This window comes from Thermomonas sp. HDW16, assembly GCF_011302915.1.
Classification (GTDB): Bacteria; Pseudomonadota; Gammaproteobacteria; order Xanthomonadales; family Xanthomonadaceae; genus Thermomonas.
In genome coordinates this window covers 1013973-1034355 of the sequence record NZ_CP049872.1, presented here as the reverse complement: position 1 = coordinate 1034355, position 20383 = coordinate 1013973, and the positions used below count along the sequence as shown (strand labels likewise).

The following is a 20383-nucleotide window of genomic DNA, read 5'->3' as shown; positions in this document are numbered from 1 at the left end:
CGTGAGCGAGAAGAAGGCCTATCCGCTGCGCATCAACGCCGAAGTCCTGGCGGCAGCGCAGCGCTGGGCCGACGATGAACTCCGCAGCCTCAACGCGCAGATCGAGTATGTGCTGCGCGAGTCGCTGCGCAAGGCCGGGCGGCTGCCGAAGATAGCCGCAGGAAAAGACAACGAGGAATCGAAATGAGCAACCGTTGGAACTATCTGGTGGTGGAGCTGAAGACCGGCCTGATGGGCGGCTTCAAGCTCGAAGCCCTGCAGGAAGAACTTGACAAGCAGGGCCGCGCTGGCTGGGAGTTGGTCAATATCCTGCATGCTACGCCCACCGTGTCTTCGCCCACGCTGATCTTCAAGAAGGAGGCCTGAGATGTTGCACCTCATCCACTTGCTTGAACGCCGCTTCAGCACGCAACACGCTTCGCATAACGGCCTGCGCGTGCTACTGGCCTCCGCTTTGCTGCTGATGCTTGGCATGGGACTGCTGCTGTCCGGCCGCGTTGCCGCGCAGGACGCATCCATCGACGGTGCACGCATCGCCACCCGCCTGCTTGATCATCTGGATGCCGGCGAATACGCGCAGGCCGAGGCGATGTTCGGTGCCGAGATGGCAAAGGCCGTTCCCGCCGACAAGCTGAAAGCAGTATGGGAATCGCTGCCCGCGCAAGCAGGCGAAGCGAAGGGCCGCGGCGAAGCCGCAACGATGCAGCAGGGCGAAGCGACGCTGGTGAAAACGCCGCTTCACTACGCCAAGGCCGAACTGGTGGCGAAGCTGGCGATCAACGCGGATGGCAAGATCGTTGGCTTCCTGATCCAGCCGGCGGAAACGCCTGCGGCCGTTGCGCCGGTTGCCGATGACGCGAATTTCAGCGAACGCGATTTCAGCGTTGGTGAAGGCGAACGCGCCCTGCCCGGCACGCTGGCAATGCCCAAGGGCGGCGGACCATTCCCTGCAGTCGTGCTGGTGCACGGCTCCGGCCCGCATGATCGCGACGAAACCATCGGCCCGAACAAGCCCTTCCTCGACATCGCCCGTGGCCTGGCCGCGCAGGGCATCGCGGTGCTGCGCTACGAGAAGCGCAGCAAGGCACGCCCGCAGGATTTCTCCGGTGGTGCGTTCGGCATCGACGACGAAACCACCAACGATGCGGTGCTCGCGGTGGATGCGCTGCGCAAGGCCGAAGGCATCGACGGCAAGCGCGTGTTCGTGCTCGGCCACAGCCAGGGTGGGATGATGGCGCCGCGCATCGCCGCGGTGTCCGGGCATGTCGCCGGCCTCGTGTTGCTGGCGGCACCAGCGCGACCATTGCTGGACATCGTGATCGAACAGAACCGGCGGATGGCGGTGCTGGACGACGGCAAGACTAGCGACGTGGAACGCGACGCGATCAACCAGATCATCGACCAGGTACGCATCACCCGTGATCCACTCACCGATCCCGCCACCAAGACCGTGCTGGGCCAGGCAGTTGGCTACTGGCGCAGCATCGACGCGGTGGATGCGGTTGCCGAGTCGCAGTCGGTGGCGCTGCCGATGCTGGTGCTGCAGGGCGCACGCGACATCCAGGTGGTCGATGCCGACTGGGGCCGCTGGCGCGGTGCGTTCCACGACAATCCCAAGGTCGCGTTCAAGCTGTACGACAAGCTCAACCACCTCGGCATCGCCGGTGAAGGCGACGGCAACCTGGCCGAATACAACGCACCGGGCCATGTCGATCCGCAATTGATCGACGACGTGGCCGTCTGGATCAAGGCGCACTGAGTCATGAAGACACGGGCATCGCAAAGCTTCGCCGTCAGTCCGCCGCCGGCGCATGCGTGGATGCTGTTGGTCGCGCTGGGCGGTGTGCTGCCGCTTGGCATCATTGGTGCGCTCTGGTTTTCCGGCCAACAGGCGCAGTTGTCAGGCGTGGCCACGGCGCTGGTGATCGTCCCACTGGTGCTGGCCCTGCTCCTGTTGGCGATGAAGCGCCGCTCGGTGGAGTTGCGCGATGGCGTGCTGGACGTGCGCGCCGCCTTGTTCCGCCATCGGGTCGCCGTATCCGAACTGGATCTGGCAAACGCGCGTGTCGTCGACCTCCGCGAACGTACCGAGTTGCGCCCCGTGCTCAAGACCGGCGGCATGTCGATCATCGGCTTCGATGCCGGCAACTTCCGACTTCGCCATAAATTCGGCAAGGCGTTCTGCCTGCTCACCGACCGCCACCGCGTGCTGTGGTTGCCGGAACGCAACGGAACGTCGCAATTGCTGCTCAGCCTCGCGCAACCGCAAGCCATGCTGGACGCATTGCGTGCCGACTGACCGCGCAACGAGTAAGGTGCCGCGATGAAACCATTCACCAGGATCGCCGCCCTGCTACTCGCCGCGGTCGCCGTACTGCAGGCAGTCCGCGTCCTGTCCGGCTGGCCGGTGAACATCGACGGTTATTCCGTGCCGACCTGGACCAGCGCAGTGTTCGCCGTGCTGGCCGGCCTGCTTGCCGTCATGTTGTGGCGCGAAGGGCGGATGTGAGCCGATGCACCTGCGCTAAGCTGCACGCATGCCACTGCCGATTCCGCTGAAGCTTGCGCTACTCAACACCCCGGAGATCGAACTCTGGCCGGCCGGTCTGCTGCGCGCGCGCGGCAACCACGATGCCCGTGCCCTGTCGCGCGCCCGGCGCGTGCTGCGACGCAAGCGCGATGGCGCCTACCTGGCCGCCGACCTGACCGAGGGTTTGCTGCCGCTGGTGCCGAACCTGCGCAGGGAGCCTGGCCTGGACGCCGCGCTGGATACGCTCGACGCATGGCCGTTGCACGCACGCAGCGGGCTTGAGCACGTCGGCGAACTGCCGCTGCATCGTCTGCATGAACGCCTGGATACGCTCGGACTCGACGAAGCCGCCTATGCCGAACGTACCGGGCTGCAGCTGGTCGCGGAACCGGACTGGCTGGCATTCGCCGGCTTCGACCGCTATCGACGGCCACTCTGGCTGCAGGTGGATGCCGCACGTGCCTGGCTGCGCATGCGCGACCACGCGATGCACGATGACGTGGTGCTGGAAGCGATCTCCGGCTATCGCAGCCACGACTACCAGCTGGGCATCTTCGACAGGAAGCGCGCCCGCGGTCTATCGGTCGCGGAGATCCTTGCGGTCAACGCCGCACCCGGCTTCAGCGAACACCATTCGGGGCTGGCACTGGATATCGGCACCCCGGAAGAACCGCCAGCCGAGGAAAACTTCGAGGACACGCCTGCATTCGCCTGGTTGCGCACGCATGCCGACGAATTCGGCTTCGAAATGAGCTACCCGCGCGACAACCCGCACGGCATCGTCTACGAACCGTGGCATTGGCGATTTTCCGCCGCATGATGTCCTAGAGACGAAAGCCCACACAAAAAAGGGCCGGCAACCAGCGCTACGGCTAGGAGCGCCCCTCACGGGAAACCACCAGTTCGTCCAACGTGCGTTGCAGCCCCTCGCGCCAATCCGGCGGCACGATGCCGAAATCGTGACGCAAACGCGTCGTGTCCAGCACTGAATACGCGGGGCGCCGCGCCTGCGTCGGATAGTCCGCTGTCGAAAGGGCAACGACGCGCGGTTTGTTCGCAACCAGCGCGAGCGCCTGCGCGCCATCGACGATCGCTTCGGCGAAGCAATGCCAACTGGTCTCGCCTCCGGCGGTCAGGTGCCAGATGCCGGATCGATCGACACCATGATGGATCAGCGCCGCCGTGGCATCGGCGATCCATACCGCCGGGGTTGGCGCGCCGGTCTGGTCGGCGACCACGCGAAGTTCGTCGCGCTCCGCCGCCAGCCTGAGCATCGTCAGCAGGAAATTCCTGCTGTGTGCCGCGTACACCCAAGCCGTGCGCAGGATGGCATGGCGTGCACCGCTGGCACGAATGGCATCTTCGCCCGCCAATTTGCTTGCGCCATATACGCCAAGCGGTGCGGTGGCATCGTCCTCGCGATACGGTCGCGTGGCGCTGCCATCGAACACATAATCGGTCGAGTAATGCACCAGCAATGCGCCGGATGCTGCGCATGCATTGGCAATTGCCGCAGGCGCTTCGGTATTGATGCGGAACGCGGCTTCGGCGTCGGTTTCGGCCTTGTCGACAGCCGTATAGGCCGCGGCATTCACCACCACATCCGGTGCGAACTGCGCGATCAATGCGACCAGCGATTCCGGCGCATCGAAATCCGCGATTGCATCCGCATTGCTGCCTTCACGCGTGGCGACAACCAACTCGCCGAGCGGCGCGAGGCTGCACCGCAACTCGCGGCCGACCTGCCCATTGCCGCCGAGCAACAGGATCTTCACTACGCGACGTAGAGCGGCAGGCGTTCGGCGGGCATGTCTGCCAGCAACGGCGCAGTGGCATCCTTCGGCGACAACGAGACTTCCGCCAGCGGCCAGTCGACGGCCAACTGCGGGTCGTCCCAGCGCAACGAGTTGTCGCTGTCGCGGTCGTAGGGCGCGGTGCACAGGTAGGTGAAAGTGGCTGTGTCGCTCAGCACCAGGAAGCCGTGGGCGAAGCCTTCCGGGATCCAGAAATGGCGCTTGTTGTCCGCACTCAGGATTGCCGCCGCATGCCGGCCGAAGGTCGGCGAGCCGCGGCGGATATCGACAGCCACGTCGTACACCTCGCCCTCCAGCACACTGACCAGCTTGCCCTGCACATTGCCCGGCCACTGGTAATGCAGGCCGCGCAGCACGCCGTGCTGCGAGCGTGAGACGTTGTGCTGCACGAATTGGGTGGGCAGGCCATGATGCTCCGCGAAGCGCGCGGCATTCCAGCCTTCGTAGAAATAGCCGCGCTCGTCGCCGAACACGGCGGGCTCGATGACGACGCAGCCCGACAGTTTTGTCTCGATGATCTTCATTCGACCCGGCCGTGCTCCAGCAGGCTTAGCAGATATTGGCCGTAACCGTTCTTGGCCAGCGGCGCCGCCAGAGAACGCAACCGGCCTGCATCGATCCAGCCGTTGTGAAAGGCAATCTCCTCCGGGCAGCACACGCGCAACCCCTGCCGCTTCTCGATGGTCTCGATGTAGGTCGATGCCTCGACCAGCGATTCGTGCGTACCGGTGTCCAGCCACGCGTAGCCGCGACCCATCTTCTCGAGCTGCAGCGAACCATCAGCTAGGTAGCAGCGGTTGAGGTCGGTGATCTCTAGCTCGCCGCGCGGCGATGGCTTCAGTGACGCAGCAAAATCGCTGGCTCGGCCATCGTAGAAATACAGGCCGGTGACCGCGTAGTTCGACTTCGGCTTCGATGGCTTTTCCTCGAGGCCGACCACCTTGCCGGACGCATCGAATTCCGCCACGCCGTAGCGCTCCGGATCGCGCACCCAGTAGCCGAATACGGTGGCGCCCTGCTCGCGCGCGTTCGCGCGTTGCAGCAGTTCGGTCAAGCCGTGGCCGTAGAAGATGTTGTCGCCAAGCACTAGGCAACTCGGGCCGCCGGCAAGGAAGTCACGACCGATTAGGAAGGCCTGTGCCAAGCCGTCCGGACTGGGCTGCGCGGCATATTCGATCTTCATGCCCCACTGCGAACCATCACCCAACAAATGCTTGAACAGCGCCTGTTCGTGCGGGGTGTTGATGATGAGGACTTCGCGAATGCCCGCCAGCATCAACACGCTGAGCGGGTAATAGATCATCGGCTTGTCGTACACCGGCAGCAGCTGCTTGCTGATCGCCTGGGTGATCGGATACAGCCGGGTGCCGGAGCCACCGGCGAGGATGATGCCCTTGCGTTGCGTCGTGCTCATGCGCCGGCCCCGATCCGTTCGAGGCGATAGCTGCCATCCAGCACGCGCTGCACCCAGGCCTGATTGTCGAGATACCAGTCGATGGTTTCCGCGATGCCGCGCTCGAAGGTGTACTCCGGCTCCCAGCCCAGCTCATCGCGCAGTTTCGAGGCGTCGATCGCGTAACGACGGTCGTGTCCGGGGCGATCTGCCACGTAACTGATCTGCGATGCGCGCGGCCGTCCGTCTTCGCGTGGGCGGCGTTGATCAAGCAGCGCGCAAATCGCGTGCACTACCTCGATGTTCTGCATCTCGGCATTACCGCCAACGTTGTAGGTCTCGCCCACGCGTCCCTTCGCCAACACGGCGCGGATCGCGTTGCAGTGGTCACTGACGAACAGCCAGTCGCGCACCTGCTTGCCGTCGCCGTACACCGGCAACGGTTCGCCGGCCAGTGCCTTGGCGATCACCAGCGGGATGAGCTTTTCCGGAAAGTGGTACGGGCCGTAGTTGTTGCTGCAATTGGTGGTCAGCACCGGCAGCCCATAGGTGTGATGGAACGCGCGCACCAGGTGATCGGAGGCGGCTTTCGATGCCGAATACGGCGAGTTCGGCGCGTAAGGTGTGGTCTCGCTGAACTTGCCGGTCTCGCCCAGCGTGCCGTACACCTCGTCGGTGGAGACGTGCAGGAAGCGGAATGCGTCCTTCGCCGCGCCTTCCAGCGACTTCCAGTGGTCGCGCACCGCTTCCAGCAAGCCTAGGGTGCCAACGACATTCGTCTGCACGAAGGCTGCAGGCCCATCGATGGAACGATCCACATGGCTTTCGGCAGCGAAATTGATCACCGCATCCGGGCGGTGCTCGGCCAGCAACTGCGCGACCAGCGCACGGTCGCCGATATCGCCATGCACGAACGCATGGTTCGCATCGCCCTCCAGCGAGGCCAAGGTGTCGCGGTTGCCGGCATAGGTCAACGCATCCAGGTTCACCACCTTGATGCCGTCGTCCACCGCACGCAGCACGAAATTACCGCCAATAAAGCCGGCGCCGCCAGTGACCAACCAGGTCGTCATATTTGAGCTTCCTTGCATGGAGCGATCAAAAAGGGATGTCGTCGTCGAACGGCACGTCGTCGAAATTGGCCGGCTTGGCCGGGGCCGGATCTCGGCGCTGCGCCGGAGCGCGCTGCTGGCGATCGCCGCCGCTGCCGTAGTTGCCACCACCGCCGCTGCTGCGCTGCTGGTAACCGCCACCCTCGCCGCCACCACGCTGGCCGTCACCGCCGCCGAGCATCTGCATGTCTTCGCCGATGATGTCGGTGGTGTAGTGCTTGATGCCGTCCTTCTCGTAGGAGCCGTACTCGATGCGACCCTCGATATAGACCTGGCGACCCTTCTTCAGGTATTCGCCGGCGACTTCCGCGGTCTTGCCGAACAGTTTGACCCGGTGCCACTCGGTCTTTTCCTGGAACTGGCCGTCCTTGTCCTTGCGCGAGTACGTCGTGGCCACGCTGAGCGTGGCGATGGCCATGCCGCCCTGGGTGTACTTCACGTCCGGGTCATTGCCCAGGTTGCCGAGCAGGATCACCTTGTTCACGCCGCGTGCCATGTCGTTCCTCGTTTCTTTCGCATCGTCCGGAGCGGACGACCAGCAGTAGATGATACCAGCGCCCCTGCGGGCAGCCGGATTGCACCGGACGGCAAGGTCGGGGGACTCCCCGCCCCGGGCCGGAAATCGCGCACAGCCTATAATTCGGCATTCCCCTGACCGCCTGCCCCATGCCAGAGACCGCCGTTTCCCTCGCCCCCGGGCTCGATCTGCCCGCGATCCAGGCCCTGGCCGCGCCCGAGATGGCGGCAATGGACGCCCTGATCCGCCGGCGGCTGGCCTCCGACGTGGTGCTGATCAACCAGGTGGCCGAATACATCATCGGCGCCGGCGGCAAGCGGCTGCGCCCCATGCTGCTGCTGCTGACCGCAGGCGCGCTGGGCCATCGCGGGCCGGATGCGCACCAGCTGGCTGCAGTGGTCGAATTCATCCACACCGCAACCCTGCTGCACGACGACGTGGTCGACGAATCCGACCTGCGCCGCGGCCGCAAGACCGCCAACGCGGTCTGGGGCAATGCCGCCAGCGTGCTGGTCGGCGATTTCCTGTACTCGCGCAGCTTCCAGCTGATGGTCGAACTCGACCGCTTGGAAGTCATGCGCATCCTTGCCGATACCACCAACACGATTGCCGAAGGCGAGGTGCTGCAACTGCTGCACGTGCGCAATCCGGACACCGACGAAGCCGCCTACCTGCGCGTCATCGAACGCAAGACGGCGGTGCTGTTCGCTGCCGCCACCCGCCTCGGCGCGCTGCTGGCGGGTGCGGACGCAACCACTTGCGATGCGCTGCACCGTTACGGCATGGCGCTGGGCTACGCCTTCCAGATCGCCGATGACGTGCTCGACTATGCGTCCGATGCCGCCACGCTGGGCAAGAACCTGGGCGACGACCTAGCCGAGGGCAAGGCCACGCTGCCACTGATCCACGCCATGCAGCACAGCGACGCGGCCACCCAGGAAGTGCTGCGCAACGCAATCGAACAGGGCGATACCGATGCGCTGCCGCAAGTGCTGGCCGCGATCCACGCCTGCGGCAGCCTGGACTACAGCCGCGAACGCGCGTTGCAGTACGCGCGGGATGCGGAAGCCTCTCTATCCGGTCTTGGCGACAACGAGTTCGTCGCCGCGTTGCGCGGCCTTGCCCAGTATTCGGTCAACCGCGACCACTGAGCGCGGCTCACTCGCGGATCGCGAATCGCCCGGCAAAAAATGCATGCATCATCGCGTAGGCGCGCCGTGCCGCGCGCGGATCGTATTTGCAGCCGGGCTTGTCGGCGGTTTCCAGCGCAAAGCAGTGCACCGCGCCACCGAAGTTGACGAACTGCCAGTCGGCGCCGGCGCGGTCCATTTCCTCTTCGAACGGCACGATCGCCGCTTTCTGGCTTTCGTCGGCCGCGCCGTTCAACACCAGGACTGGGGACTTGATCGAATCCGCGGCGGCGGGCATCTCGGAGTGCAAGCCGCCATGGAAGGTGACGATGCCGGCCAGTTTCACGCCGGTGCGGGCCAGTTCCAGCACCGATGAACCGCCGAAGCAGAATCCGAATGCGCCGATCCGGGTCGCATCCAGCGGCACGTCCTTCGCTTGCACCTTGAATGCATCCAGCGCCGCCTGCATCCGCGCGCGCATCAACGCCGGCTTCGGGTACAGCGTCTTCACCTGCAACAGGGCCTGGGCGTCATCGGCCGGACGGATGCCCTTGCCATACATGTCGACCACGAACACCACGTAGTCGTCACCGGCCTGCTGTTTCGCCTTGTCCAGCGCTGCGGGCGTCACCCCATACCAGTCCGGCACCATCAGCAAACCCGGACGCTTCAGTTCGGAGGCATCGTCATAGACCACGTAGCCGCTGAAACGATCCTTGCCCGCGCTCCATTCGACGGGCTTCGCCTGCATCTTCGCGAAGGCGGGCGTGGTGGCGAGCAGCAATCCAATGGCGAACACGATGCGGCGCATGACGATCTCCTCAGAAGCAATGCCCCTACGCTACGCAGCGCAGGTTGAATGGGCGTGAACTTCAGGCAATTCCCATGCCTGCGATACCCGAAATCGCTTCGGGATCGAAGCCGGCCAGCTGCGCGAAATGCCGGCCACGCGCTACGTAATCCTTGTAGGAACCGAAGCTTGGCGCGCCAGGCGACAACAGGATCACGCCGCCTTCGGGCAGCGCCGCGCGCGCCTTGTCCATAGCCTCGGCAAGATCGTCCGCCGGTTGCAGCGAGAAACCCGCAGCCGCGGCGATGGGTTCCAGCAACGCATGGATGCGCGGCCCGTTCTGGCCCATGGTCACGATCGCGCGCGGCGCCTGCGTACGCATCGCTTCGGTGAACTCGTCCCACGGCAGGCCGCGATCATGACCACCAACCAGCACCGCCACCGGCCGATCACGATAAAGCTCCAGTGCCGCCAACGTCGCATGCGGCGTGGTGCTGATCGAATCGTTGACGTACAGGTATCCGTCGCGGGTGCCCATCGGCTGTAGGCGATTCGGCAATGGCTGGAACGTCGCTGCGTGCGGTGCCAATACCATCGCGTCCAACCCGAACGCTTCCAGCGCGGTCAGCACCGCGCACAGGTTGCTGCGGTTGTGCCGGCCCGGCAGCGGTAGCGAAGCCGTATCCATCACGAAGGCATCGCCGCGATGCAGCGCATCACCGCGCAAATGCCAGCCACGCGCATCGCCGTACCAGCGGATTTCGCTATCCGGCAATTGCAGCGCAGCCAAGCGTGGATCGGCGGCATTGAGCACGGCGATATGCGGCCTGGCTTCGGTCACCAGCGCCAGTTTGTCCTCGATGTAACGCGCTTCGCTGCCGTGCCAGTCCAGGTGTTCCGGGAACAGATTGGTGACGATGGCGACGGCGGGTCGCGCACTGGACACCGCTACATCGCGCGTTTGGTAGCTCGACAGTTCGACCGCCCACGCGTCCGCTGTTTCATCGATCAGTTCCAGCAACGGCAAGCCGATATTGCCGGCCAGCGCGGTGCGCAGCCCCGCCGCACGCAGCAGATGCGCGAGTAGCGATGAGGTGGTGCTCTTGCCCTTGGTACCGGTCACGCACAGCGTGCGCGCCATGGTGCCGTCGTTCGCATGTTCGCCGAACCACAGCGCGGTGCCGCCGATGAAGCGCGTGCCACGCTCCGTAGCGAACAACGCTTCCGGCTTGTTGGGGCTGATGCCGGGCGACTTCACCACGATGTCGAAGGCCGCGAGGTGCTCGCCGCTGACCTCGTGTTCGATGGCGAGCAGCGCATCGCCGAAGGCCGCCGCATCGGCGGCTTCGGCGTCGCTGCAAAACAGGGTCAGTGCTTGCTGCGGCATGCGCGTGCGCAATGCGTTGTAGGCAGCACGGCCTTCGCGGCCCCAACCCCACAGGGCGATGCGCTTGTCAGCAAGCGATGCAAAATCAAGCGGCAAACTGGGCACGCAACTTCTGCCACAGCGCAGGCGGGATGCGGTGCTCGTCATCGATCACCAGCAAGGGTTCGACGCGCAATTCGGAAGTATCGAGCTGCGGCGCGATCTCGCGACGGAAGCGTTCGACCAATGCGTCTTCGCGCCACTCGGGGCGTTCGGCCAATGCGGCCATCGCTGCGCGCGATTCGCGGCCCTCGCCCACGCACTCGAACGGCTTGTGATCCTGGTATTCCAGCAAGGCGTCGAAGCCCGCGGTCTGGTCGATATCGTCCAGCAGGTTGCGGCCGATGATGCCGACCAGGCGGGTCTTCGGCATGAACGGTGCCAGCGCCAGGAACACGAAATGGCACTTCGGGCAGACCCCGCACCAGCGACTGGTCGGGCGTTCGCCGAGGATGTGGAAGTTGCGGTTGCAGCTGGAGAAATGCGCGTCGTAGCGGCTGACCTTGGCGAACTGCCGCGCCACCGCCAACTCGCTCATCGGCCGCAGCAGCGAGTAGTAATGCAGGTCGGCGGCGACATGCATCTGCAACCAATTGCCCAGCGCGGATTCGAATGCCCAGCCCTTCGACCACTGGTGGTTCACTTCGCCGGTGCCCGGGATGATCGAGCCATAGCTTGCGGAGCGCTCGTTGGAGAACACCACCTGATCCACGCCCAGAAGCACCGCCGCGAACGCCATGATCGCGGAGTTCACCGCAGTCACCGGGATGTGGCCGTTCCACGCGCCCTGGCGGTTGTACTCGAACAACAGCGACGACAACTGGCGGCCGAGGTTGAGCGTGGGCAAGCCGGTATGCGCCGCGCAGGCGGCGATCAATTGCGAGCCGCCGATCCAGGTCACCGTCTGTTCGACACCCGCACTGCGCAGCGCCTCGATGCTGACCAGTGAATCCTTGCCGCCGCCGATGGCGACCAGCGCATGTTCGCGCAGGCCCAAGGCAGGTGCTGGTGCACGTTCAGCCGCGCCAACAGGGAACTTGATCCGGCCGTGCAGGTTGAGTCCGTTGCGATAGGCGAATTCGCCGAGTCCATTGAGATAAACGGTTTCAAGGAAGGCCGCGGTATCGGCATCGATGGCATACCACTCGATGCGGATCTCTTCCGGCACCGCCGCCTTGTAGTAACTCACGCCCGCGATCAGGTGCAGCAGGCGCAATGCCTGCTCCGCCGCCGCCGCGCGCACATCGTCCAATTCGAACGGCGCACCGGGCACGCTGACGGTTTCGATCAGCTCCGGGCTGTCATCGAAGGCATACACCAATTGCGCGATACCGGTCTGCGCATCGAAACCGCAGCGCACGAAACGGAACGTGCGGATCGCATCGCGCTGGAACACCCAATCATTCATTCAGACACACCTTGTTCAAGCAGGTCCTCCGCGGGCAACGCGCGCAGGTTGTATTCGTTGGACATGCTGTAGCCATACGCGCCGGCATCGGCCACAAGCATCACGTCGCCCGGCGCGGTCTGCGCGGGCAGTTTGACCCGTTGGCCGAACACGTCGCTGGATTCGCAGATCGGGCCGACCACGTCGAAGTCGACATCGCAGGCGGCCTCCAACTGCGACAGGTTCACGATGTCGTGCCAGGCGTCGTACAGCGCGGGCCGGATCAGCGCGTTCATGCCGGCATCCAGACCCACCCGCTGCACGCCGTCCTTCTCGATCACTTGCGTCGCATGCGCCAGCAGCACGCCGGCTTCGGCGACCAGGAAACGGCCGGGCTCGATCGCCAGCTTGAACGCCGGATGCAGGGCCTTGATCGCAGACAGGCCAATCGCCCAGGCATCGAGATCGAAGGGTTCATCGTCATCGCTGTAGGCAATCGGCAGGCCGCCGCCGATGTCGATCACTTCCACGCTGCCGATCCGCCGCGCGAAGCCGGCCAGCTCGTCCACCATCACTTTCCAATGCGCGCTGTTGTCGATGCCGCTGCCCAGGTGCGCGTGCACGCCGGTAATGCGCACGTCCAGCGCACGCGCGACTTCGACGAACTCCTCCACCCGCTGCGCCGACAGGCCGAACTTCGATTCCTTGCCGCCGGTATTGACCTTGGCGTGATGACCATCGCCGTGGCCCAGGTCGATGCGCAGCCATAACGAGCGGCCGCGGAACGTCTCAGGCCAACGCTGCAGCAGCTCCACGCTGTCCACGGTCACGGTGATGCCGCGTGCCAATGCGGCTTCGTACTCGTGGATGGGTGCGAAGCTCGGGGTGAACAGCACGCGTGCCGGATCGAAATCGGGCAGCGTTTCGAACACGCGCTCGACTTCGCCCGACGACACGCATTCCAGGCCGAAGCCTTCGGCCGCCAGCGCACGCAGGATCGCCGGATGCGAGTTCGCCTTGATCGCGTAGTAGCGGCGGTCGATGGCGTCGATCGCCTGCAATTGGCGGGCGCGTTCGCGCACGGTGGGCAGGTGGTAGACGTAACGCGGCGTGCCGTGGCGGGCGAGTTCGAGCAAGCGCGTGCGTTCGTGCGGCTCGCGCCACCATGCGGGCGGACGTGGACGAATGCTGCCGTTGATCTCGCGCCAGCGTGGGCCGAATACCTGGGTCTCGTAGACCGGCATCGCCCCGCTGTCGATCAGTTCGGCGTGCAGCTTGTGCAGCATGCCATCGGCCACCGCCTCGTCCACCACGAAGGTCAGGTTGAGGTCGTTGGACGACTGCGAGATCAGGTGCACGCGTTCGCGCCCGAACATCTCCCAGACTTCGGACAATTTGTGCAGCAGCGAACGCATGCCGCGCCCGACCAGGGTGATCGCCGCGCAGGGCACGATCACCTTGACCCGGCAGACCTGCGCCAGGTCTTCGGAGAGGCGGCCGAGCACGTCGGTGCTCACCAGGTTTTCCGACGGATCCAGCGAGACGGTGACGTTGGTTTCCGAGGAACCGATCAAGTCGACCGACAGGCCGTGACGCTTGAAGCGCTCGAACACATCGGCCAGGAAGCCGACCTCCTGCCACATGCCGATGCTTTCCATCGACACCAGCACGATGCCGTTGCGGCGGCTGATCGCCTTGACGCCCGGCACTGCGGCCACGCTGCCTTCGATTCGCGTGCCCGGCAGTTGCGGACGGCTGGTGTCGAGGATGCGCATCGGCACGCCGACATCGCGGCAGGGCTTGATCGAACGCGGGTGCAGCACCTTGGCGCCGGTGGTGGCGATTTCCTGTGCTTCGGCATAGTCCAGCCGGGTCAGCAGGCGTGCATCCGGCACCTCGCGCGGATTGGCGCTGAACATGCCGGGCACATCCGTCCAGATTTCGACGCGTTGCGCACCGAGCAAGGCGCCGAAATACGCCGCAGAGGTATCCGAACCGCCGCGACCGAGGATCGCGGTGCCGCCATCGGCATGCCGTGCGATGAAGCCCTGGGTCAGCAGCAGGCGCGCGGGTTGCGCGGCAAAACGTGCACGCATCGCGGCATCGGCATCGAAGCGGCAATTGACCGAGAGGCGCTGCGCCCACTCGCTGGCATTGGGCAGCGAGACAGCATCCAGCCATTCGCGCGCATCGCACCAGCCGAAATCCAGTCCCTGCGCACGCAGGTAAGCGGCACCAAGCGAGGACGACAGCAGCTCGCCCTGCCCCAGCACCTCGGCCTGCCAGTCCAGCGCACGTGTCGCGGCACGTGGATCGTCGCGCAGCGCTTCCAGCGCGCGCAGGCGTTCGCCGAGGGCGGCATCCGGATCGACGCCGAGTTCATCCGCGCAAAAACTGCGATGACGCGCAACCAGCGCGGCGATACGGCCGCCGATGTCCTCGCCATTGGCGATCGCCTGCAATTCGTTGGTGACGCCGGACAGCGCCGACACCACCACCAGGACGCGGGCGTTCTCGATGCTCGCGCGTTCGTCGGCCAGGCGACCGATGGTGTCCCAACGCTCGCGTTTGGACACCGAGGTTCCGCCGAATTTCAGCACCAGCCAGCGCTCGGCAGGCGTGGGCTGGGCGGAAGCGGAGGCGTCGGACGCGGTGGCGATGGACATAAGCCCTTTCGGAATGGGAATGAGGTGGGGAATGCCCGCTGCGCGGACAGTGGTGCATTCTAGCGGGCCACAGGGCCACGCCGGGCGCCACTTCAATGCCAAGACGTTATGTGCAACTGGATGTCTTCGCATCCCGGCCCGGCACCGGCAATCCGCTCGGGGCGGTGCTCGATGCCGAAGGCATGGACAGCGCCGCGATGCAGGCGCTGGCCGCCTGGCTCAACCTCTCGGAAACCATCTTCTTCCTGCCGCCCGATGCCGGTGCTGATTACCGCATCCGCATCTTCACCCCCGGTACCGAGCTGCCCTTCGCCGGCCATCCCAGCGTGGGTGCCGCGTGGCTGGCGGCGACCCATGGGCTGGCCACGCCGCGCGATGGCCGCCTGATCCAGCAGTGCGAAGCCGGCCTGTTGCCGGCCGACGTGCACGGCGACCCGCAGCGACCAAACATCAGTCTGCGCAGTCCGCGCGGGCGTTTGCTCGATGCCGCGCCGGGTTCGGTTCCTGCCGGACTGACCGCCATCGCGCACAGCGACCAGCCCATCGAACTGTGGAACAACGGCCCATCGTGGTGGCTGCTCGAAGCCGCTTCCGCCGAAGATCTGCGCCGCCTGCAGCCCGATTTCGGTGCGATCACGGCGTGGACGAATGCGACTGCAGCGACGGGCGTCGCCGTGTTCGCCTTCGAGCCATCGCAGGATCACCAGCTGGCCGTGCGTGCGTTCTGCCCGGGCGATGCGGTGAACGTGCCGGAAGATCCGGTGACCGGCAGCGCCAATGCGCTGATCGCAGCACGCCTGCATCGCGAAGGGCGACTACCCGGCTCCGACGGTGGCTATATCGCGAGCCAAGGCCGCGAACTCGGCCGCGACGGCAAGGTCACGCTGCAGGTCGATGCCGACGGCGAGGTGTGGATCGGCGGCGAGGTGCAACAGGTCATCGAAGGCACACTGGATTGGTAAGCTGCCCGCCCCTCACACCGGCATGCCCATGAACCAGCGCCGCTACGTGCAACTCGATGTGTTCGCCTCGCGCGCCGGTGCCGGCAATCCGCTGGCGGTGGTGCTGGATGCCGAAGGCCTGGACGATGCGCAGATGCAGGCCATCGCCAAGTGGACGCGGCTGCCGGAAACCACCTTCGTGTTCCCGGCCGTGTCCGACGATGCCAGCTACCGCATCCGCATTTTCAGCCCGCGACGCGAAGTGCCGTTCGCCGGCCATCCCAGCGTGGGCACCGCACATGCCGTGCTCGATGCGGGGCTGGTCGCGCCGCGCGACGGGTTCCTGGTGCAGGACGGCATCGCCGGCAAGTTGCCGTTGAAAGTGAGTGGCGAAGGCAGCGAACGCACCATCGCCGTGCGCACGCCGCGTGCACGAGTGCAGGAGATCGCGACGCCAGACGATCCGCGATTGCGTGATGCCCTGGCCGGATTGAAACTGGGCGCACTGCCGCCGGTGTTGATGGACGGCGGCCGCCGCTGGTGGTTGGCCGAACTGGCCAACGAAACCGAACTTCGCGAGGCGACCCCGAACTGGAACGCCATCGTCGCGTTGGCCAATGCCACCGAAAGCATGGGCCTGTTCGCCTACGCGCGCAGCGACGATCCGGTCTATTACTACGCGGTACGCGCCTTCGTCGGTGCGCCGGCGCAGTTCGAAGACGCGGCCTCCGGCGCGGCCAATGCGACGCTGGCCGCCTGGCTGGCCGAACGCGATGCCCTGCCCGATCTTCCGGGCAGCTTCTACCGGGTCAGCCAGGGCCGCGAAGTCGGGCATGACGCGATCATCGAACTCAGCATCGATGCCGATGGCGATGTGTGGTCGGGTGGACGTGCGGTCGCTGTGGTGACCGGCATGTTGGATTGGCCTGGATGACGAGATGATTCGGCAGGCGTGGCGGCCATTCGCGCAGCGACATTTCGAGTCGCGAAGCGAATGGCCGCCACGCCTGCCGAATCCGCAATCGATATCGCACAAACAACGAAGGGGCCATGCGGCCCCTTCGTTCATTGCATGACGCTATCCGCTTACTGCGGCGACACATCCACGCGCACACGCACGCGATCACCCGGGTGGTGATCCATGCGGCGGGTATAACGGCGACCGTTGTATTCGTAGGTCACGTCGTAGGCATTGGCACGGCTATCGTTGGTGCGATAGCTGTCGTAACCATCGCGTACCGGTTCCGGATCGCAGACACGCACGGTGCTCGGGCGCACGTAGCGGTTGCGCTGGGTCTGGTCGTAGATCTGGCGGCCGGCCATGCCACCCACCATCGAGCCAACCGCGGTGCCGACATAGCTGCCGGTACCGCTGCCGACCTTGCTGCCCAGCACCGCGCCGGCGATGCCGCCGACCACGGTGGCGATGTTGCGACCGGCACCGCTGCCGTACTGCGGGTTGCCGTACTGGTCGCGGTAGTAGCCATCATCACGATACCCATCGTTGCGATAGCCGTTGTTGCCGTAGTCGCCATCGCGCTCGTAACTGCCCGCCGTGGTGTTCTGGTAGCAGCGTTGGCCGTTCCGGTTGTAGCTCGAAGTCGAGGAATACCGACCATCGAGCACCGGATCCACGCGGATCACACGCGCGTAGTCGGTATAGCTATCACCCTGCTCATAGCCATTGCCATAGCCGCTGCGCGACGGGTCGTAACCCGACTGCGCGAAAGCGGCGCTGCTGGAAACAAGGCCGATGGCAAGCAGTGCTGCGGAAAGGCGCTTCATGGTGAATCCCCGTCGCCGGGAAAGTGGGTTGTCCGGCGCGATGCCAACACTGCGGCCACGCGGTTGACGCGAAGCTGAATGCCACCGGCTTCGCCAAAACCATTTAGCGCGGCGACAGCTTGCCCTGCCTTAGCTTTCCAGGGTGGCCTGCAAGCTCACCGGCACTGCCAACGCACGCGAGATCACGCAACCAGCCTTGGCCGCTTCGGCGATCTGCTGGAACTGCGCGGCGTCGATGCCCGGCACCTTCGCCTTGACGATCAGGTTCACGCCGGTGATGGTCGGGCCGGGATCCATGCCCGGCTCCATCGTCGCCTCGGCGCGGGTTTCGATGTTGTCCGGGACGAAGCCTTCCTTGCCAAGCACCGCCGACAACGCCATCGAGAAACATCCTGCATGCGCAGCAGCCAGCAACTCCTCGGGATTGGTGCCCTTATCGTCTCCGAAACGAGTCTTGAATGAGTAGTTCTGTTCCGCGAACAGCCCGCTTTGCGGCGTGCTCATGCTGCCCTTGCCGTACTGCAGGTCGCCATTCCACACCGCATCGGCATAGCGCTTGAAAGCCATGGTCGTTCTCCGCGAATTTGGACTGCCGAGCTTACTGCTTGCTCGTTACCGCCACGTGCATGTTGCACTGCAAGACAGCCCGCGATTCCGCGCAGCGGGGTTCCGCGCTAAGGTGCATGTCCGCCATGACCGCCCGCCGAGCGCACCCGCTCCGGCGCGAAGCGCGGACAGCCATGACGTCCTTTCAACCCACCAAGGGAGAGACGGACTCATGTCCTACAGCACACAGCAGATCCGCAACGTGGCCCTGGCGGGCCACCCCGGCGCCGGCAAAACCACCTTGTTCGAAGCCCTGCTGCATGCCGGTGGCGCGATACAGACGGCAGGCACCATCGAACGCGGCAGCACGGTCTCCGATTTCGATCCGATGGAAAAACAACGCGGCCACTCGATCGATGCCGCCATCGGCAGCACCGACCATGCCGGCATCCATCTCAACCTGATCGACACGCCCGGCTATCCGGATTTCCGTGGCCCCACACTGTCCGCGCTGGCCGCGGTGGAAACCGTGGCGGTGGTGGTCGATGCCGACACCGGCATCAGCTACGGCACCCAGCGGATGTTGGAGCACGCCAAGGCGCGCGGTCTGTGCCGGGTGATCGTGGTCAACAAGATCGATCATCCGGGCGCCAAGCTCGGCGCACTACTCGACAATCTGCGCGAGACCTTCGGCCCCGAAGTGCTGCCGCTCAACCTGCCCGCAGAAGGCGGCAAATCGGTGGTCAATTGCTTCTGGCAATCCACCGGCACCAGCAACCTGGGCCCGGTTGCCGACTGGCACCAGAAGATCATCGACCAGGTGGTCGAGATCAACGAAACGGTGATGGATCACTACTTGGATGTCGGCGAGGACGGCCTGTCCGGACAGGAACTGCACGACGCCTTCGAACAATGCTTGCGCGAGGGCCACCTGGTGCCGGTGTGCTTCGTATCCGCGCGCAGCGGCGCCGGCGTGCGCGAGCTGCTGGATATCGCCGAAAAACTGTTCCCGCATCCAGGTGAAGCCAACCCGCCGCCGTTCGTGAAAGGCAGTGGCGAGGACGCGCAGCCGATCATCGCCAATCCCGATCCGAATGCGCATGTGATCGCCGACGTGTTCAAGATCGTCAACGACCCCTTCGTCGGCAAGCTCGGCATCTTCCGCGTCTACCAGGGCACGGTGAAGAAGGACACCCAGCTGTTCGTCGACGACGGCAAGAAACCGTTCAAGGTCGCTCACCTGTTCAAGCTCAAGGGCAAGGATCACGTGGAAGTCGCGCAGGCGATCCCGGGCGATATCGCTGCGGTCGCCAAGATCGACGAACTGCATTTCGATGCGGTGCTGCACGACAGCCACGACGAGGATCACATCCACCTGGCGCCGCTGGCCTTCCCCAAGCCGATGTTCGGCCTGGCCCTGGATGTCACCCGCAAGGGCCAGGAACAGAAGCTGGCCATCGCCCTGCATCGGTTGGCCGAGGAAGATCCCTGCTTCCACGTCGAACACGAACTGGAAACCAACGAAACCGTGATCCGTGGCCTGTCCGACCTGCACCTGCGGGTGAACCTCGAGCGACTGAAGGATCGCTATGGAGTCGAAGTCGACGCGCGCCCGCCACGCATCGCCTATCGGGAAACCATCGGCGCCAAGGCCGAAGGCCACCATCGCCACAAGAAGCAGACCGGCGGCGCCGGCCAGTTCGGCGAAGTGTTCCTGCGCATCGAGCCGCTGCCGCGCGGCGGCGGCTTCGAGTTCGTCGACGAAGTGAAGGGCGGCACCATCCCCGGCCAATTCCTGCCGGCAGTGGAAAAAGGCGTGCGCCAAGTGCTGTCCGGCGGCGCGGTGGCCGGCTATCCGATGCAGGACGTGCGGGTGATCGTGTACGACGGCAAGCACCATCCGGTGGATTCCAAGGAAGTCGCCTTCGTTGCCGCCGGCAAGAAGGCCTTCCTCGATGCCATCGGCAAGGCGCGGCCGCAGGTGCTGGAACCGATCGCGGAGCTTGAAGTGACCGCGCCCGAGCAGCACATGGGCGATATCAGCGGCGGACTGTCATCGAAACGCGCACGGATCAGCGGTACCGATTCCGTGCGCGGCGGCGAGATCGTGGTCAAGGCGCAGGTGCCGTTGTCGGAACTGGAGGGCTATGCGGCGGAACTGAAGTCGGTGACCGCTGGCCGTGGCCGTTACGCGCTGGACTTCTCGCACTACGAACCGGTGCCGGCGCAGGTGCAGCAGAAGCTGGTCGAGTCGTACAAGCCGCACCACGAAGAAGACTGAAGCCGGCGCGACACATCGGCTTCACCCGGATGCGGCATCGTGGGCACCACGCCTGCGATGCCGCC

At 65.1% G+C, this 20383-nt stretch carries 21 protein-coding genes; 10 read left to right on the top strand and 11 right to left on the bottom strand.

The genetic code is table 11. The annotated features are described in order from the left end of the window. Position 1 precedes the first annotated feature (1 nt). Genes G7079_RS04680 through G7079_RS04655 form a run of 6 tightly spaced genes read left to right on the top strand, consistent with a single transcriptional unit; the run spans position 2 to position 3350 of the window. Positions 2–187, top strand: coding sequence for an Arc family DNA binding domain-containing protein (locus G7079_RS04680; protein WP_166056029.1), 186 nt, complete (start codon positions 2–4; stop codon positions 185–187). Beyond that, a complete protein-coding gene (locus G7079_RS04675) occupies positions 184–366 on the top strand; it encodes a DUF4177 domain-containing protein (RefSeq protein ID WP_166056027.1) in 183 nt (60 codons plus the stop codon). The genes G7079_RS04680 and G7079_RS04675 overlap by 4 nt, the downstream gene beginning before the upstream one ends. A gap of 1 nt (position 367) precedes the next feature. After that, complete coding sequence (locus G7079_RS04670) at positions 368–1759, top strand: alpha/beta fold hydrolase (RefSeq protein ID WP_240906241.1); 1392 nt, start codon at positions 368–370, stop codon at positions 1757–1759. A gap of 3 nt (positions 1760–1762) precedes the next feature. Then, positions 1763–2299, top strand: a complete 537-nt coding sequence (locus G7079_RS04665) for a hypothetical protein (protein ID WP_166056025.1) — start codon at positions 1763–1765, stop codon at positions 2297–2299. Between the two features lie 24 nt (positions 2300–2323). Beyond that, entirely contained in the window at positions 2324–2509 is a 186-nt protein-coding gene (locus G7079_RS04660) for a hypothetical protein (RefSeq protein WP_166056024.1), read from the top strand. A gap of 34 nt (positions 2510–2543) precedes the next feature. Further along, positions 2544–3350 (top strand): M15 family metallopeptidase, encoded by an 807-nt coding sequence (locus G7079_RS04655; protein WP_166057836.1) that lies wholly within the window; start codon positions 2544–2546, stop codon positions 3348–3350. A gap of 52 nt (positions 3351–3402) precedes the next feature. Here G7079_RS04655 and rfbD read toward each other — a convergent pair whose 3' ends face one another. Genes rfbD through ssb form a run of 5 tightly spaced genes read right to left on the bottom strand, consistent with a single transcriptional unit; the run spans position 3403 to position 7345 of the window. After that, positions 3403–4305: a dTDP-4-dehydrorhamnose reductase gene (rfbD, locus tag G7079_RS04650; RefSeq protein WP_166056022.1), complete on the bottom strand. Its 903-nt coding sequence runs from the start codon at positions 4303–4305 to the stop codon at positions 3403–3405. Continuing rightward, positions 4305–4868, bottom strand: a complete 564-nt coding sequence (rfbC, locus tag G7079_RS04645; RefSeq protein ID WP_166056019.1) for a dTDP-4-dehydrorhamnose 3,5-epimerase — start codon at positions 4866–4868, stop codon at positions 4305–4307. The genes rfbD and rfbC overlap by 1 nt, the downstream gene beginning before the upstream one ends. Beyond that, on the bottom strand, positions 4865–5758 hold the full coding sequence (rfbA, locus tag G7079_RS04640) for a glucose-1-phosphate thymidylyltransferase RfbA (protein ID WP_166056017.1): 894 nt from the start codon (positions 5756–5758) through the stop codon (positions 4865–4867). The genes rfbC and rfbA overlap by 4 nt, the downstream gene beginning before the upstream one ends. Beyond that, positions 5755–6810, bottom strand: coding sequence for a dTDP-glucose 4,6-dehydratase (gene rfbB, locus G7079_RS04635; protein ID WP_166056015.1), 1056 nt, complete (start codon positions 6808–6810; stop codon positions 5755–5757). The genes rfbA and rfbB overlap by 4 nt, the downstream gene beginning before the upstream one ends. A gap of 25 nt (positions 6811–6835) precedes the next feature. Beyond that, positions 6836–7345, bottom strand: coding sequence for a single-stranded DNA-binding protein (gene ssb / locus G7079_RS04630; RefSeq protein ID WP_166056013.1), 510 nt, complete (start codon positions 7343–7345; stop codon positions 6836–6838). 170 nt (positions 7346–7515) lie between these two features. Between ssb and G7079_RS04625 the strand changes: the two genes are divergently transcribed. Continuing rightward, complete coding sequence (locus G7079_RS04625) at positions 7516–8517, top strand: polyprenyl synthetase family protein (RefSeq protein WP_166056011.1); 1002 nt, start codon at positions 7516–7518, stop codon at positions 8515–8517. Positions 8518–8524: 7 nt separating this feature from the next. Here the strand turns inward: G7079_RS04625 and G7079_RS04620 are convergent, their stop codons facing one another. The 4 genes from G7079_RS04620 to G7079_RS04605 form a co-directional block, all read right to left on the bottom strand. Beyond that, positions 8525–9307, bottom strand: coding sequence for a dienelactone hydrolase family protein (locus G7079_RS04620; RefSeq protein WP_166056009.1), 783 nt, complete (start codon positions 9305–9307; stop codon positions 8525–8527). A gap of 61 nt (positions 9308–9368) precedes the next feature. After that, a complete protein-coding gene (gene murD, locus G7079_RS04615; RefSeq protein WP_240906240.1) occupies positions 9369–10778 on the bottom strand; it encodes a UDP-N-acetylmuramoyl-L-alanine--D-glutamate ligase in 1410 nt (469 codons plus the stop codon). Next, the gene (gene murL, locus G7079_RS04610) at positions 10759–12120 is read right to left on the bottom strand and encodes a UDP-N-acetyl-alpha-D-muramoyl-L-alanyl-L-glutamate epimerase (RefSeq protein WP_166056005.1); all 1362 of its coding nucleotides are present in this window, start codon (positions 12118–12120) and stop codon (positions 10759–10761) included. Before murL ends, murD begins: the two co-directional genes overlap by 20 nt. Next, entirely contained in the window at positions 12117–14765 is a 2649-nt protein-coding gene (locus G7079_RS04605) for a bifunctional aspartate kinase/diaminopimelate decarboxylase (protein WP_166056003.1), read from the bottom strand. Before G7079_RS04605 ends, murL begins: the two co-directional genes overlap by 4 nt. 95 nt (positions 14766–14860) lie before the next feature. Here G7079_RS04605 and G7079_RS04600 point away from each other — a divergent pair, with 95 nt between their 5' ends. Beyond that, on the top strand, positions 14861–15727 hold the full coding sequence (locus tag G7079_RS04600; protein WP_166056001.1) for a PhzF family phenazine biosynthesis protein: 867 nt from the start codon (positions 14861–14863) through the stop codon (positions 15725–15727). Between the two features lie 28 nt (positions 15728–15755). Next, positions 15756–16640, top strand: a complete 885-nt coding sequence (locus G7079_RS04595; protein ID WP_166055999.1) for a PhzF family phenazine biosynthesis protein — start codon at positions 15756–15758, stop codon at positions 16638–16640. 152 nt (positions 16641–16792) lie between these two features. Here the strand turns inward: G7079_RS04595 and G7079_RS04590 are convergent, their stop codons facing one another. Both G7079_RS04590 and G7079_RS04585 read right to left on the bottom strand, forming a co-directional pair. Then, positions 16793–17491 carry a glycine zipper 2TM domain-containing protein gene (locus tag G7079_RS04590; RefSeq protein WP_166055997.1) on the bottom strand — a complete coding sequence of 233 codons (699 nt, stop codon included), beginning with the start codon at positions 17489–17491 and terminating at the stop codon, positions 16793–16795. Between the two features lie 129 nt (positions 17492–17620). Continuing rightward, positions 17621–18058: an OsmC family protein gene (locus G7079_RS04585; protein WP_166055995.1), complete on the bottom strand. Its 438-nt coding sequence runs from the start codon at positions 18056–18058 to the stop codon at positions 17621–17623. A 211-nt stretch (positions 18059–18269) separates the two neighbouring features. Between G7079_RS04585 and fusA the strand changes: the two genes are divergently transcribed. Beyond that, positions 18270–20318 (top strand): elongation factor G, encoded by a 2049-nt coding sequence (gene fusA, locus G7079_RS04580; protein ID WP_166055993.1) that lies wholly within the window; start codon positions 18270–18272, stop codon positions 20316–20318. Positions 20319–20383: the final 65 nt, after the last annotated feature.

Coding starts and splice junctions, on each gene's coding strand:
- G7079_RS04675 (WP_166056027.1), top strand. CDS start 184: ATGAGCAACCGTTGGAACTATCTGGTGGTGGAGCTGAAGACCGGCCTG.
- G7079_RS04670 (WP_240906241.1), top strand. CDS start 368: ATGTTGCACCTCATCCACTTGCTTGAACGCCGCTTCAGCACGCAACAC.
- G7079_RS04665 (WP_166056025.1), top strand. CDS start 1,763: ATGAAGACACGGGCATCGCAAAGCTTCGCCGTCAGTCCGCCGCCGGCG.
- G7079_RS04660 (WP_166056024.1), top strand. CDS start 2,324: ATGAAACCATTCACCAGGATCGCCGCCCTGCTACTCGCCGCGGTCGCC.
- rfbC (WP_166056019.1), bottom strand. CDS start 4,868: ATGAAGATCATCGAGACAAAACTGTCGGGCTGCGTCGTCATCGAGCCC.
- rfbA (WP_166056017.1), bottom strand. CDS start 5,758: ATGAGCACGACGCAACGCAAGGGCATCATCCTCGCCGGTGGCTCCGGC.
- rfbB (WP_166056015.1), bottom strand. CDS start 6,810: ATGACGACCTGGTTGGTCACTGGCGGCGCCGGCTTTATTGGCGGTAAT.
- ssb (WP_166056013.1), bottom strand. CDS start 7,345: ATGGCACGCGGCGTGAACAAGGTGATCCTGCTCGGCAACCTGGGCAAT.
- G7079_RS04625 (WP_166056011.1), top strand. CDS start 7,516: ATGCCAGAGACCGCCGTTTCCCTCGCCCCCGGGCTCGATCTGCCCGCG.
- G7079_RS04620 (WP_166056009.1), bottom strand. CDS start 9,307: ATGCGCCGCATCGTGTTCGCCATTGGATTGCTGCTCGCCACCACGCCC.
- murL (WP_166056005.1), bottom strand. CDS start 12,120: ATGAATGATTGGGTGTTCCAGCGCGATGCGATCCGCACGTTCCGTTTC.
- G7079_RS04605 (WP_166056003.1), bottom strand. CDS start 14,765: ATGTCCATCGCCACCGCGTCCGACGCCTCCGCTTCCGCCCAGCCCACG.
- G7079_RS04600 (WP_166056001.1), top strand. CDS start 14,861: ATGCCAAGACGTTATGTGCAACTGGATGTCTTCGCATCCCGGCCCGGC.
- G7079_RS04595 (WP_166055999.1), top strand. CDS start 15,756: ATGAACCAGCGCCGCTACGTGCAACTCGATGTGTTCGCCTCGCGCGCC.
- G7079_RS04590 (WP_166055997.1), bottom strand. CDS start 17,491: ATGAAGCGCCTTTCCGCAGCACTGCTTGCCATCGGCCTTGTTTCCAGC.
- G7079_RS04585 (WP_166055995.1), bottom strand. CDS start 18,058: ATGGCTTTCAAGCGCTATGCCGATGCGGTGTGGAATGGCGACCTGCAG.
- fusA (WP_166055993.1), top strand. CDS start 18,270: ATGTCCTACAGCACACAGCAGATCCGCAACGTGGCCCTGGCGGGCCAC.